Annotated in this window: 14 protein-coding genes and 1 pseudogene; 8 read left to right on the top strand and 7 right to left on the bottom strand. The window is 50.0% G+C overall.

Features of this window, described 5'->3' with window-relative positions; all coding sequences use genetic code 11:
- The first annotated feature begins 129 nt into the window (after positions 1-129).
- Positions 130-762 carry a cAMP-activated global transcriptional regulator CRP gene (crp, locus tag HMPREF3119_RS07260; RefSeq protein WP_004240730.1) on the top strand — a complete coding sequence of 211 codons (633 nt, stop codon included), beginning with the start codon at positions 130-132 and terminating at the stop codon, positions 760-762.
- Between the two features lie 67 nt (positions 763-829).
- Here the strand turns inward: crp and HMPREF3119_RS07255 are convergent, their stop codons facing one another.
- From HMPREF3119_RS07255 to ppiA, 3 genes are all read right to left on the bottom strand, one after another.
- Positions 830-2050, bottom strand: a complete 1221-nt coding sequence (locus tag HMPREF3119_RS07255; RefSeq protein ID WP_024473599.1) for a bifunctional acetylornithine/succinyldiaminopimelate transaminase — start codon at positions 2048-2050, stop codon at positions 830-832.
- 112 nt (positions 2051-2162) lie between these two features.
- A complete protein-coding gene (locus HMPREF3119_RS07250) occupies positions 2163-2738 on the bottom strand; it encodes an aminodeoxychorismate synthase component II (protein WP_004236520.1) in 576 nt (191 codons plus the stop codon).
- A 266-nt stretch (positions 2739-3004) separates the two neighbouring features.
- Positions 3005-3571 carry a peptidylprolyl isomerase A gene (gene ppiA, locus HMPREF3119_RS07245; protein WP_004236521.1) on the bottom strand — a complete coding sequence of 189 codons (567 nt, stop codon included), beginning with the start codon at positions 3569-3571 and terminating at the stop codon, positions 3005-3007.
- A gap of 556 nt (positions 3572-4127) precedes the next feature.
- Between ppiA and yihA the strand changes: the two genes are divergently transcribed.
- Together yihA and def are read left to right on the top strand one after the other, a co-directional pair.
- Positions 4128-4751 carry a ribosome biogenesis GTP-binding protein YihA/YsxC gene (yihA, locus tag HMPREF3119_RS07240; protein ID WP_004236522.1) on the top strand — a complete coding sequence of 208 codons (624 nt, stop codon included), beginning with the start codon at positions 4128-4130 and terminating at the stop codon, positions 4749-4751.
- A gap of 448 nt (positions 4752-5199) precedes the next feature.
- A complete protein-coding gene (gene def / locus HMPREF3119_RS07235; RefSeq protein ID WP_036413535.1) occupies positions 5200-5712 on the top strand; it encodes a peptide deformylase in 513 nt (170 codons plus the stop codon).
- Positions 5713-6017: 305 nt separating this feature from the next.
- On the opposite strand, the gene polA is transcribed toward def, so the two are convergent.
- The 4 genes from polA to HMPREF3119_RS07215 all read right to left on the bottom strand — a co-directional run bounded on the left by polA (position 6018) and on the right by HMPREF3119_RS07215 (position 11062).
- Entirely contained in the window at positions 6018-8810 is a 2793-nt protein-coding gene (polA, locus tag HMPREF3119_RS07230) for a DNA polymerase I (RefSeq protein ID WP_036417388.1), read from the bottom strand.
- 345 nt (positions 8811-9155) lie between these two features.
- Positions 9156-9779, bottom strand: coding sequence for a thiol:disulfide interchange protein DsbA (gene dsbA, locus HMPREF3119_RS07225; protein WP_004236525.1), 624 nt, complete (start codon positions 9777-9779; stop codon positions 9156-9158).
- A gap of 18 nt (positions 9780-9797) precedes the next feature.
- Positions 9798-10784: a serine/threonine protein kinase gene (locus tag HMPREF3119_RS07220; protein ID WP_370531212.1), complete on the bottom strand. Its 987-nt coding sequence runs from the start codon at positions 10782-10784 to the stop codon at positions 9798-9800.
- Positions 10785-10792: 8 nt separating this feature from the next.
- Positions 10793-11062 (bottom strand): YihD family protein, encoded by a 270-nt coding sequence (locus tag HMPREF3119_RS07215; protein ID WP_004240741.1) that lies wholly within the window; start codon positions 11060-11062, stop codon positions 10793-10795.
- 220 nt (positions 11063-11282) lie between these two features.
- On the opposite strand from HMPREF3119_RS07215, the pseudogene mobA reads away from it, so the two are divergent.
- The 5 genes and pseudogenes from mobA to HMPREF3119_RS07195 all read left to right on the top strand — a co-directional run.
- Positions 11283-11825, top strand: a pseudogene (gene mobA, locus HMPREF3119_RS19720) (molybdenum cofactor guanylyltransferase MobA); the annotation flags it as partial.
- A gap of 36 nt (positions 11826-11861) precedes the next feature.
- Entirely contained in the window at positions 11862-12380 is a 519-nt protein-coding gene (mobB, locus tag HMPREF3119_RS19715) for a molybdopterin-guanine dinucleotide biosynthesis protein MobB (protein ID WP_225806429.1), read from the top strand.
- 209 nt (positions 12381-12589) lie between these two features.
- Positions 12590-12892 (top strand): HdeA/HdeB family chaperone, encoded by a 303-nt coding sequence (locus HMPREF3119_RS07205; protein ID WP_004236529.1) that lies wholly within the window; start codon positions 12590-12592, stop codon positions 12890-12892.
- Positions 12893-13019: 127 nt separating this feature from the next.
- Complete coding sequence (gene idi / locus HMPREF3119_RS07200) at positions 13020-13541, top strand: isopentenyl-diphosphate Delta-isomerase (RefSeq protein WP_015422407.1); 522 nt, start codon at positions 13020-13022, stop codon at positions 13539-13541.
- Entirely contained in the window at positions 13538-13939 is a 402-nt protein-coding gene (locus tag HMPREF3119_RS07195; RefSeq protein ID WP_036417392.1) for a GNAT family N-acetyltransferase, read from the top strand. Before idi ends, HMPREF3119_RS07195 begins: the two co-directional genes overlap by 4 nt.
- Positions 13940-14200: the final 261 nt, after the last annotated feature.

Raw genomic sequence — 14200 nt, 5'->3', positions numbered from 1 at the left:
GGATTATTATACTATTTTAATAAACTAACTTGCCGGAAATTCAGCAAGTTAATATGATAAGCTAAGACTTTATATAATTGCAGAGCGTAAACAACGGTTTGCAATAACTAACAACAGAGGATAACGCGAATGGTTCTCGGCAAGCCACAAACAGACCCCACGCTTGAATGGTTTTTGTCTCACTGCCATATCCACAAATATCCATCCAAAAGCACGCTTATTCATCAGGGCGAAAAGGCAGAAACACTCTACTATATTGTAAAAGGTTCTGTTGCGGTGCTGATCAAAGATGAAGAAGGCAAAGAGATGATTTTATCCTATCTCAACCAGGGTGATTTCATCGGTGAACTCGGATTATTTGAGGAAGGACAGGAACGTACAGCGTGGGTACGGGCAAAAAGCGCCTGCGAAGTTGCAGAAATCTCGTACAAAAAGTTCCGCCAGCTTATCCAGGTTAACCCGGATATCCTTATGCGCCTTTCCGCGCAGATGGCAAGCCGCCTGCAAACCACATCAGAAAAGGTCGGAAACCTTGCATTCCTTGATGTGACGGGCCGCATCGCCCAGACATTACTGAACCTGGCAAAACAGCCGGATGCGATGACTCATCCGGACGGCATGCAAATCAAAATTACCCGTCAGGAAATCGGCCAGATTGTGGGATGTTCCCGCGAAACCGTCGGCCGTATTCTGAAGATGCTGGAAGATCAAAACCTGATCTCCGCACACGGTAAAACCATCGTGGTATACGGCACCCGTTAATCCGGACCGCCCTTATCACCAAAACAGGCGCATCTGCGCCTGTTTTTTTGTTTCTGAATCCCGCCGTTTACTGCATTTCCCGGAAATCATTCAGGGTTTTCGCCAGCCGTTTCATTCCTTCATCCACATCGGCTTTTTCAATAATCAGCGATGGCGTGAAACGCAGAACATTGGTACCGGCGTTAAGCAGCATCAGGCCGTTTTTGGCTGCCAGCCCCAGCAGGGTTTTTGACTGATCGCGGTAAATGCCCGCCAGTTCGGCACCAATCAGCAGCCCTTTCCCGCGGATCTCCGCAAATGCACCGAATGTACTGTTCAGAGATTGCAGTGCATCCGCAAACCACTGATGGCGCTCATTCACCCCCGCCAGCAATGCCGGGTCGTTGATCAGATCAAAGGCCGCATTACCGACCGCACAGGCCAGCGGGTTGCCGCCGTAGGTTGTACCGTGCGTACCGGGTACCATCACCTGTGCAATGTCCTGTTTTGTCAGCATGGCACTGATCGGGAAACCGCCGCCCAGCGCTTTGGCCGTGGTCAGAATATCCGGCTCAATGCCGTAATCCATATAGGCAAACAGTTTGCCGCTGCGCCCCATCCCGCTCTGCACTTCATCAAATACCAGCAGCGCCTGATGTTTATCACACAATTCACGCAGGCCCTGCATAAAGGCCGGTGTGGCCGGCGTGATCCCGCCCTCGCCCTGGACAGGTTCCAGCACCACGGCACAGGTGTGATCGTCCATCACTGCTTTAACAGCATCAAGGTCATTAAAAGGCACATGAATGATATCAGCCGGTTTCGGCCCGAAACCATCGGCATATTTCGGCTGGCCGCCGACAGAAACGGTAAAGAGTGTCCGGCCGTGGAAGCCGTGATGGAAAGCGATAATTTTGGTTTTATAAGGATGATGACGGGTCAGTGCATAATGACGCGCCAGTTTGAATGCGGCTTCATTTGCTTCCGCACCGGAGTTGGCAAAGAAAACCCGTTCCGCAAACGTATGTTTTATCAGCTTCTGCGCCAGTGTCAGCGCCGGTTCATTAGTAAAAATATTGCTGACATGCCAGAGCGATTCACTCTGGGCTTTCAGGGCCGCGACCAGTGCCGGATGACAATGACCCAGCGCCAGTACGGCAATACCACCGGCGAAATCAACATATTCAGTGCCGTTCTGATCCCACACCCGGCTTCCCTGACCTCTGACAGGAATAAAATCAGCCGGTGCATAAATTGGCAGCATCACTTCATCATAAGTGCCGCGCGTAACCGCATTCTGTTTTGTCATCGTTCCTTACCTGATCTATCCACAAGTGAAAATATAATCACCAAATATGAATAAAAAATCAAATCAAAACGAATGAAAAAACAGAACCGGGGATAAAATAAGCGATAACTGATTAGTATTTCAGGAAATTATTCAGGAGTTCATGCCCCTGTTCACTGAGAATACTTTCCGGATGGAACTGCACACCTTCAATCGGCAGGGTTTTATGGCGGATCCCCATGATTTCATCCACATTGCCGTCATGCAGACTCCAGGCGGTAACCTCAAACGAGGCAGGCAATGTTTCCGGGGCAATCACCAGCGAGTGATAGCGGGTGACGGTCAGCGGACGGTTCAGCCCTTTGAACACACCCTGCTGATTATGATGGATTGCTGTGGTTTTGCCGTGCATCACTTTACGCGCCTTCACCACCTGCGCGCCGAATGCCTGGCCGATAGCCTGATGCCCGAGACACACCCCGAGGATCGGGATTTCACCGGCGAAATGGCTGACCGCATCCAGTGAAATACCGGCTTCTGACGGCGTGCAGGGACCCGGTGAGATCACCAGGTGAGATGGCGATAATTGCTCAATATCACTGAGGCTGACGGCATCATTTCGTTTAACCTGTACATCTGCACCTAACTCACAGAAGTATTGATACAGGTTATAAGTAAATGAGTCATAATTATCGATAATTAATAGCATGATTATCTATATCCGACTGATATATTTATCTTTTTTATTTTCAAACTGCTGTATCAGGCACACGTTGACAATACCCTGCAACCCCGGGGGATTGCACAGACAGTTTCATGAAGCGGGCTATAATACCACAGCCGGACAGAGAAAATAGCCCGAATGCGGCATGGTGCCGCAGAGGCAGATATCGTCTTATTCAGACTATCAGGGAGTTTGACATGCTTACGGGGAATATCCGGAAATATTCCCCTTAGTCTGCACGAAAATACGGTTTATTTTACGATAGTTGCAGAAATAATTTTGATCGGTGTCGATGGCACGTTCTGGTACGGACCGATGTTTTCTGTCTTCACTTTTGAGATTTTATCGACAACTTCCATGCCGTTCACGACTTTACCAAACACAGCATAGCCGAAATCACGCTGGCCGTGGTCGAGGAATGCATTATCCGCTACGTTAATAAAGAACTGGCTGGTTGCACTGTCTTTATCTGCGGTACGCGCCATCGCAATGGTGCCGCGCAGGTTACGCAGGCCGTTATCCGCTTCATTTTTTACCGGCGGGCGGGTCTGTTTCTGGTTCATATCCGCCGTAAAGCCGCCGCCCTGCACCATAAAGCCCGGGATGACACGGTGGAATGTTGTATCGTCATAGAATTTATCGGTGACATACTGTTTGAAATTTTCCACAGTCTGCGGCGCTTTTTCATTATCCAGCGCAATTTCAAAATCGCCTGCGGTGGTGGTAAATTTAACATGCGTCTGCTCCGCCGCGAACGCCAGCGACGTTGCACTGAGGGTACAGGCTGCCACAAATGTAACTAAAACACGTTTTAACATTCCCAATTCCTTTCAACGAAATAAACTGACACTAATCTTACCGATTTTAATGGGCAATGGCGCTGAGCGCCACAGATTTACTTTAATTTACCTTTACTGCCGGGATAACTAATTAATATAAGAATTTTTCACGTATTTGTACTGATGATATTCTGCGCACAGCCCGTAATTTAGTAAAATAAGACGGAACCGTTCATTCTGCTGATGCTTTTATTGCATTTAACGCGTAAATATAAATATCATATTGATTTTTATGCGTAAATTTCATTTTTTGATGAAAAATTCAACTTATGCCAAATAAAAAATAACACCTGCCTGTATAACCGATAATAAACCGCTCTGTTTTTTTATCTTTTTGCGCGTAAATATCCGTGTTTTTTCCACCGGGAAGACTTTGTTTTTTCCGGATTATATCGGTTACCACACACAGCCCGATTATTGTTATTACTTTTTTCCGCTCTGAGAATAAACAGACACAGTAATCTGTCTGCCACAGTTCTTAAACAACAGGCATTAGGCTATAATCATCCCGGTTTCGACCTGAGGAGAACAGATTTTGACCATTAAAACGCACAACTACCAAGCGACCCATTTTGTCATCAGCGCACCGGATATCCGCCATTTACCGGAAGATACGGGGATCGAGGTGGCGTTTGCCGGTCGCTCCAATGCCGGAAAATCCAGTGCACTGAATGCACTGACACAACAAAAAAGCCTGGCGCGGACCAGTAAAACCCCGGGACGCACCCAGCTTATTAACCTGTTTGAAGTCACTGAGGGCTGCCGTGTGGTTGACCTGCCGGGCTACGGTTACGCCGAAGTACCGGAAGCGATGAAACGCAAATGGCAGGCAGCGCTGGGTGAATATCTGCAAAAGCGCGACTGTCTGCGCGGTCTGGTGGTGCTGATGGATATCCGCCATCCGCTCAAAGACCTGGATATGCAGATGATTGAATGGGCTGTGGCTATGCAGGTACCGGTTCTGGCACTGCTGACCAAAGCCGACAAACTGGCCAGCGGCGCACGTAAAAAGCAGCTGATGGCGGTGCGTGATGCACTGACTGACCTGAGTGAAACCGGCGATATTCAGGTGGAATATTTCTCCGCCCTGAAAAAAATCGGCATTGATAAATTACGTCTGAAACTGGACACCTGGTTCAGCGAAAGCGACGCAGAGTGATCCTCTGAAATATCCGCTCATGAAGAAGCCCGCGACAGCGGGTTTTTTTATGCAAAAAAAATGCTCCGGTCAGACATTGTCTGACCGGAGCAGCTAATATTCAGCTAAATCCGATTACGTGAAGTAAAAGGTCTGAAAGATAGAACATCTTACCTCTGTACCCTACGCGAATAACTTTACCGCAAATTTGCCGACAAAAAAACCTTTTTTGTAATTTTTTTTCAGATTGCGCACGATTCAGCTTGTCATAAAACCGTCAAATTCCCTCCAAATGTACTTTAATTACATATTTATGCGATCTGGATCTATAGGTAGTCCGGGACTATCCGCACAAAATAGCAACAAAACAGCACAAATGATGCCGTTTTCACACCATACTGTTATGATAGTCTGAGCGCATCCGGGAGTACGTCTCCCCATAATTTTTATTTATATTAGTGAGTTAGCTATGGCATTACTGACATTACGGCATTTTCCTGATCCCTGCCTGCGGGAAACGGCCCAACCCGTCACGGTTTTTGATGACGAACTGAAAACATTTGTCACGGATATGACAGAAACCATGTATGCCGAACGGGGCATCGGCCTTGCCGCGCCGCAGGTGGGTGTCTGTAAGCGTGTGATTATCGTGGATGTCTCTGAAAACCGCGATCAGCCGATGGCGCTGATTAATCCGGAATTTATTCAGTGCGACGGCGAAATGATGATGATGGACGGCTGTCTGTCCCTGCCGGAGAGTTATACGGAGACACAACGCTACTCCGCTGTTACTGTCCGTTATCAGGATATAAACGGTGCAGAACATACCCTTGAGGCGGAAGGATTACAGGCGGGCTGCCTTCAGCATGAAATCGACCATCTCAACGGCAAGTTATTTATCGATCATCTCTCGCCGCTGAAGCGCCAGCGCATTGAGAAAAAAGTGAAGAAAACCCTGAAAATGCGGGAAGAAAACGCCTGACAGACCCGTTCCGGGACCAATGCCTTTACGCTATAGATTTCAGTCTGTGGCAAGGCGGCAAAGGAAGAAATCCGGGGAGCATACATCAGTATGTGGCCCGGATTTCTGAGCATGCCCAACGCAGCTACGGATTGAAAGATGACGCGTGATCAAACAAACACGATTCAGAGCACAATGCCTTTACGCTATAGATTTCAATTTGTGGCAAGGCGGCAAAGGAAGAAATCCGGGGAGCATACACCAGTATGTGACCCGGATTTCTGAGTGCGGCCAACGCGGCCATGGATTGAAAGATGACGCGTAAATTAGTGGGCTTCGTCCCAGTTGGCGCCTACCCCCGCTTCTACTTTTAACGGCACATCAAGTTTCATCGCGGCTTCCATCAGCCCGCGGATCTTCTCTGCCATCTCAGCCTGTTGTTCTTTTCGTACTTCAAACACCAGTTCATCGTGCACCTGCATAATCATCAGCGCATCGATGTTCTCTTTTTGCAGCCAGTCATCCACGGCAATCATCGCTTTTTTGATGATATCTGCTGCGGTGCCCTGCATCGGGGCGTTGATCGCCTCGCGCTCAGCCGCCTTGCGGCGCATACCATTACGGGAATTAATTTCCGGCAGCCAGAGACGGCGGCCTTCAAGTGTTTCCACATAGCCTTTTTCTGCCGCATGTTCACGGGTTCGGGCCATATACTCCAGCACGCCCGGATAGCGCTCAAAATAGAGATCCATATAGCGCTGCGCTTCGCCGCGCGGGATCCCCAGCTGACGGGCAAGACCAAATGCACTCATGCCGTAAATCAGGCCGAAGTTGATCGCCTTCGCGCTGCGGCGCTGATCCGCCGTCACTTCGTCCAGCGGCATACCAAACACTTCGGCGGCGGTTGCGCGGTGGATATCCTTACCTTCGGCAAAAGCTTTCAGCAGCCCTTTGTCCTGTGACAGATGCGCCATGATGCGCAGTTCAATCTGAGAATAGTCCGCGGCCATAATGCAGTAGCCGTCACGGGCAATAAATGCCTGACGGATACGGCGGCCTTCATCGGTTCTGACCGGAATATTCTGCAGGTTCGGGTCACGGGAAGAAAGACGGCCGGTCGCGGTCACTGCCTGGTGATACGAGGTATGCACACGGCGGGTTTTCGGATCCACCATCAGCGGCAGTTTATCGGTATAGGTGGTTTTCAGTTTGGACAGGCTGCGGTGTTCGAGGATCACGCGCGGCAGTTCATGGTTATCCGCCAGCTCTTCCAGCACTTCCTCATTGGTTGACGGTGCACCGCCCGGAGTTTTCTTCACCACCGGCAGATTCAGTTTTTCAAACAGAATAGTTTGCAGCTGCTTTGGTGAAGAGAGGTTGAACTCCTCTCCGGCAATCGCAAACGCCTGTTTTTCCAGCTCATCCAGACGGGCTGTCAGCTCCACTGACTGTGCGGCAAGCACATTGGCGTCAATCAGAACCCCGGTCCGTTCCATACGGGAGAGCACCGGCACCAGCGGCATTTCGATATCCTGATAGACATGCAGCAGCGATTTTTCGGCTTCCAGCTGCGGATACAGCGCCTGATGCAGCAGCAGTGTGATATCCGCATCTTCCGCCGCATAATTGGCAGCTTCTTCCAGCGGGATCTGATTAAACGTCAGCTGCTTTTTGCCTTTCCCGGCGATATCTTCAAAGGTGGTGGTTTTGTAATTCAGATGACGGTCGGCCAGGCTGTCCATATCATGACGTCCGGCGACACTGTTGAGCACATAGGATTCCAGCATGGTATCGAAGGCGATTCCGCGCAGTTCCACACCGTAATTTTCCATAATCCCGCGATCAAACTTCAGGTTCTGACCGATTTTCCGTATTTTTTCATCTTCCAGAATCGGTTTCATCACCCGCAGCACCTGCTCAGTTAACAACTGGTCCGGTGCATCCAGATAATCATGACCAATCGGCACATACGCCGCATGGCCTGCTTTTGCTGCAAAAGACATCCCGACCAGACGCGCGGAGAGATTATCCAGGCTATCGGTTTCGGTATCAAACGCAAACTCACCGGCTTCACGCAGGATTTGAGCCCAACGGTTCAGCGCCTCTTCATCAAGAATAGTTTCATAGTTTTCGCTGCTGATGTCCGGCGTGACCGCCGGTGCAGCCGGGGTCTGTACTGCGGTGGTTACCGCTGCCTTTGACGACGCGCTGCGAGTACTTTTCTTCGCCAGCCAGCCGCCGTTTTCCAGATCACTTATCCAGCGTTTAAATTCATACTGCGTGAATAATGCATGCAGCTTATCTAAGTCCGGTTCCGTCAGTGCCAGGGAATCCCAGGTGCAATCGAGTTCCACATCGGTTTTGATGGTCGCCAGAGTGTAAGAGAGATATGCCATCTCTTTATTGGTTTCCATCTTCGGTGCGAGGGTTTTGGCACCACGGAAGCTCAGTCCGGCAATTTTATCCAGGTCCGCATAAATATCATCCAGGCTGCCCAGCCCCTGTAATAAGGCCTGAGCGGTCTTCTCGCCGACGCCCGGCACGCCCGGGATGTTATCGGAGGAGTCGCCCATCAGCGCCAGATAATCAATAATCAGTGACGGCGGAACACCGTATTTGGTTTCCACCTCTTCCGGCCCGAGAATGGTATTGTTCATGGTATTGATCAGGGTGATATCCGGGGTCACCAGCTGCGCCATATCTTTATCACCGGTACTGATCAGCACGGCACGGCCTTCTGCCGCCGCCTGTTTCGCCAGTGTCCCGATAACATCATCCGCTTCCACGCCGGAAACAGATAACAGCGGCATCCCCATCGCGACGACCATGTCATGCAGCGGCACTATCTGCTCACGCAGATCATCCGGCATCGGCGGGCGGTGTGATTTATAGGCTTCAAACAATTCATCACGGAATGTTTTACCTTTGGCATCAAATACCACGGCAACATGGCTGGGTTCATACTGCATTATCAGGCTGCGCAGCATATTCAGCACGCCGTACATGGCACCGGTCGGTTGTCCGGCGCTGTTAGTCAGCGGAGGGAATGCGTGGTAAGCACGATAGAGGTACGATGAACCATCGACTAAAATCAAAGGGTTGTCTGCAATCTGAGCCATAATTGCCTTCACAGTATTAAATGGATTCTTGCGGGTAGCATGCCACAGACTGCGGCATCAGACGACTATTATCAGCCTCAGCCGTTAATCTTCCCGCACTCAGAACAGGACGGGTTTGCCCTGGAAATAAAAAATAACAAGCTGTGGATAACTTTGTGGGTAAATTTATGAACCCTATGTAAATCACTGTCTGCAGCGCGATATGCCTGAATCTCGTTCAAAAAAATCAATAGGTTATAAACGAATACCGCAAGATAATCTGCCGTTGTAATCACTTGATTAATGTGGATAGTAAAAAAGCAATGGCGTTACCGCCATTGCTTCCCGGAGATACAGATACTGTGATCAGTTCTGTTTGATCAGATAATTGACCGTATCAGAGAACGCTTTACCGTATTCATTCACATCTTTGACTTCCAGACCGGCGTTGTTGATCTGGTATTTACCTTTGACAAAGACTGCCGGCACACCGCGTAATTTGTAATCCGCAGCCGCTTTCTGCTGCTTGGCAATCAGGGATTTAACAAAGATGCTGTTCGCGGCGGAATCATAATCCTCGCCGGTCACACCTGCTTTGATAAAGGCGTCACGGACATCAGCAGGGGTTTTAATTGTGCCGGTTTTCTGAATGCCTTCGAACAGGAGCGGAGTCACTTTGTCCTCAACACCCATCGCCATTGCCACAGACCAGGCTTTGGTCAGTTCAGGCCCCATCGGACCGCCGAGGAAATCAACATGATAACGTTCATGTTTCGCCCCTTCCGGCAGGTTTTTGCTGATGGATTCCGGTACTTTGAAGTTTTCTTCAAACTGGTAGCAGTGCGGGCAGTAGAAGGAGAAAAACTCCACCACGTCAGGCTGATTTGTTACCGGTGTGCTCAGTTCGGTGTACTCTTTTCCCGATACCGGGTTTGCAAAGACACTGAATGACATCGCAAATCCAATCAGCGCTAACCAAAGTTTCTTCATCTTTATCTCTCCTGAAAATCAATAAGGCAGAAAGCGCGTCAGCGGAGGCTCCGCCAGTACGGCTGTCTGTTCAGTCATCAGTGATTGCTGCTGTGACCAGAAATCACCTTCCGCCATCCACGGAAATGCCCGGGGAAAAGCGGGATCCTGCCAGCGGCGTGCCACCCAGGATAAAAAATGAACCATGCGCATGGCGCGCAGCGGTTCAATCAGTGCCAGCTCCCGCGTATCGAAGTCACAAAACTCCTGATAGGCATCGAGCAGAATATCCAACTGATAACGGCGCGAATCCGTATCCCCGCTGAGCAGCATCCACAGATCCTGCACTGCCGGACCGTTGCGGGCATCATCGAAATCCACCAGCCACGGTTCATCACGCCATAAAATATTACCCGGATGACAATCCCCGTGCAGGCGAATGGCGTGCCAGTCGTCGTGCCAGCGGGCGGATGTCTCACGGATCAGGGTATCCAGTGTCGCGATAAAGCTGTCACGACGCGCCTGCGGGATCAGCGGGCACTGCGCGAGGATTTCACGCGGTGTCAGCAGATATTCCTGCAGTCCGATCGCCGGCCGGTGCTCAAAACAGCGTTCCCGGCTTATCTGATGCAGCCGTCCGAGCAGCCGCCCGGTGCTTTCCAGCTGATCAAGATTATCCGTCTCATACGCCCGTCCGCCGACCGACGGAAACAGCGCGAACAGATAACCGTCCTGTGACAGCAGCGTGTCGCCGTCAAAGGCCAGCGGTGCCGCGACCGGCAGCCCGGCCTGAGCCAGTGTCAGGGTCAGGTCGTGCTCCTCACGGATCTGCGCCTCATTCCAGCGGGCCGGACGATAGAATTTCACCACATAGCGGGTACGGTTTTCATCCGTAAACTGATATACGCGGTTTTCATAGCTGTTCAGTTCCGTCAGACCGGAATCAAGCCAGATACCGTAACGGCTCAGGCTGTCGATCAGGCGGTCAGGCCGGAAATCCTGAAAAGTGAAAACCGGCGGGGTAATCGTCTGCATTACTCTTTGATGATGCCGCGTGCACGTAACAGGGCGGTTTTAAAATCTTCTTCGTAATCTTTTTTCAGACCCGGAATGGCGTCTGTTGCCTCAGAGCCGCGCATTTTCAGGTGATAAATAAGAATATCATCGGTCAGGTCAGATAATTCACCCTCAAACCCGGCTTCGTCAGCCAGTTTCTGTAACATCTGCATCAGGTTCAGATCAGAATGTTGCTGCCAGACAGGGTGCAGAAGTTCGATAACCTCATTAAGACGATGACATTTCATAATAAATTCCTTATAAGCAAGATCGTAACACATTACCAATTATCCGCCGCTCCGGAAAGAACAGGACTGTCAGGATGCGTAAATATTGGCAGGCTGTAATAACTGCGGCGTATTATCCGTGATTATAACGACCATTGCATTGATATTCGCGCTCACTATACCGGAATCCTTGTTAAGATAAGTTCAGAATATTTATCAGAGATTGTCAGAGAAACTGAAAATGATGATGCAACTCAGCGGCTGTATTCTTGCCGGCGGCCGGGCCACCCGGATGCAGGGACAGGACAAAGGTCTGGTATTACTGGGCGGGATCCCGCTTTATCAGCACAGTGTAAAACTGCTCGCCCCGCAGACAGACGATATTTTTATCAATGCCAACCGCAATACGCAGGATTATCACGCCACCGGCCTGCGGGTGGTCGCCGATACATTACCGGATTTTCCGGGCCCGCTTGCCGGGATGCTCGCCGGTCTTGAAAATGCCCTGCACGACTGGGTGCTGTTCGTACCCTGTGATGTGCCGCAGTTCCCGGCGGATCTGGCAGAAAAACTCTGGCAGCAGAAAGGTGATGCCCTGTGCGCTTATGCCTGTGATCACCAGCGGGCGCATCCGGCCTTTGCGCTGTGTCACCGCTCGCTGATCACGCCGCTGACAGAATACCTCACCGGCGGCGATCGCAAACTTCTGCTGTTTATGGATAAAATCGGCGCCAAAGCCGTCACATTTGATGCCAATCCCGGTGATTTTATTAATCTCAATACCCTTGCCGAGTGCCGGGAATGGGAAAAACAGCACCGGTTGCCGCACCCGGCACCACTGCTGGCCGTCACTGCCTACAGCGGCACCGGTAAAACCACACTGCTGAAAAAGCTGATCCCGCAGTTACGGGAAAGCGGGCTGCGCATCGGCCTGGTCAAACACACGCATCACGATATGGATGTGGACACCCCGGGGAAAGACAGCTACGAGCTGCGTAAAGCTGGTGCTTATCAGACTCTGGTGGTCAGTCAGGAGCGGTTTGCACTGATGACCGAAACCCCGGGTGGCGCGGAGCCTGATCTGATGCAGCTGGCCGCCCGCTTTGATACACGGGAACTGGATCTTATCCTGGTGGAAGGGTTCAAGGGGGAATCCGTACCGAAAATCGCCCTGTTCCGCGATGTGACTGACCGTCCGTATCAGACACTGCTGGATGAATTTGTTATTGCGTTTGCGTCAGATAAGCCACGGCTGGATGTTACTGTACCGCAGTTGGATATCAACAATATCACTGCCATCCGTGACTTTATTGTCAGTTGGCTGGAACACCATCCGTAATCGTCACTCATATCGGGCCTGACATAAAATCATGTTACCCGGCCCGATATGAGTCTCATCTGCATGCTCATACTTTTTATCCTGAAAAAACCATTTAATATTATTATTTCCTCTTTAAAAATAGAGAAATATTGAATATGACGTTATTTGATCTATCCTGAAAACGTATTTGTTGTATTTCCTGAAACAAAAAACGAGGTTTATTTATCATGAAAAAGTATTTCGTCACCGCGTGTCTGGTTGCTGCAAGTGCATTTTCCTCAGTGGCTCTCGCTGAACCTGCTGATATTCAGGTACCCGATAAAATGACCTGCAAAGAATTCGTTAATCTGAACCCGCAAAGCTGGGCGCCGGTTGCCCTGTGGGTGATCAGCAAAGACACACAATACCCGGGCGGTGACTTTGTGGCACTGTCAGAAAAAGGGGTTGCAGAAGCACCAAAAATTGTTGAATTCTGTAAGAAATTCCCGGAAGGCACCCTTCAGGATTACCTAGCTGCCCGCAATAAATAATCCCTGAAAATAAATAATAAAACGCCGGAGATATATTCCGGCGTTTTTATGCCACTATTCCGGCAAACTTTCCGCTGCATATTTGCTACAGTATATCTTTCAGCCGCTTTACCGGATAAAAGATATAATGAGTGACGAACTGATTCTGGTCGATGAACATGATAATACCCTCGGGTATGACGAAAAACTCCGCGTTCATCAGCTCGGATTACTGCACCGTGCGTTTTCTGTGTTCCTGTTTAATGATGCGGGTGAACTGCTGATCCAGCAGCGCGCGCTCAGCAAATACCATTCCGGCGGATTGTGGGCCAACAGCTGCTGTAGTCATCCCCGCCGTGGTGAATCGCTGGAACAGGCGACACAGCGCCGTCTGCAGGAAGAGCTGGGGATCACCTGTCCTCTGCGGCCTGCCGGACATATCATTTATCGTGCGGATGTTCCGCCGTCCCTGACTGAACATGAATATGATCACCTGTTTACCGGCCACTATAACGGCCCGTTTTCCCTGAATCCGCAGGAGGTCGCTGCCGTGCGCTGGATATCACTCACTGACCTGAAACAAGAGATGCGTGACCATCCGCAGCAATTTGCCGAATGGTTTAAGGTCATTGCAAAAAAATTCCCGCTGTTACAGATAACAACCTCATGACACTGATTACAGAAGAACGTGCGCCTTCCGCACAGGAATACTGCGCGCTGCGCATTAAAGCCGGATTGTCGGCAAAATCACTGAAAGCCGCTGAGATCGGGCTGCCCAACAGTTTATATATCGTGACCATCCGTGACGCCGGAACACTTATCGCCATGGGGCGAGTGGTCGGTGACGGTGCCTGTAATTTTGAGGTGGTTGATGTCGCCGTTGATCCGGCATATCAGGGCGCGGGGCTCGGCCGCTGGGTTATGGACTGTATCGATGGCTATCTTGTATCTGCCACACTCGAAGGTTCTTATGTCTCGATGGTCGCGGATAAACCCGGTTTCTATGAAAAACTCGGCTGGAAACCGGTCGGCCCGGCATCAGAGGGAATGTCGAAGAAGTTCAGGTGAAATATCTAATTTTTTTCTACCAGAAACGATGTGGTTTGCTCCGCTTCATTGATGATAATATCAATTTTTGTATTATCCTTAACCCATCGTTCTCTCTTCCGGTACTGATCAAACTTCTTTGAGAAACCTGACCGTTTGACATAGTCAAAGAGTTCATGGTTTCTCTTTGTATCGACATTAAAGAAAACAATATCATTAAACTCAGCTGAATTTCCGTCCACAGGCTCATAATTTATCTCATATTCACCTGATATCATTGGA

Source organism: Morganella sp. HMSC11D09, from assembly GCF_001807955.1.
In the GTDB taxonomy this organism is placed as follows: domain Bacteria; phylum Pseudomonadota; class Gammaproteobacteria; order Enterobacterales; family Enterobacteriaceae; genus Morganella; species Morganella morganii.
The sequence above is the reverse complement of the archived record's forward strand: the minus strand, read 5'-3'. Positions and strand labels throughout refer to the sequence as shown.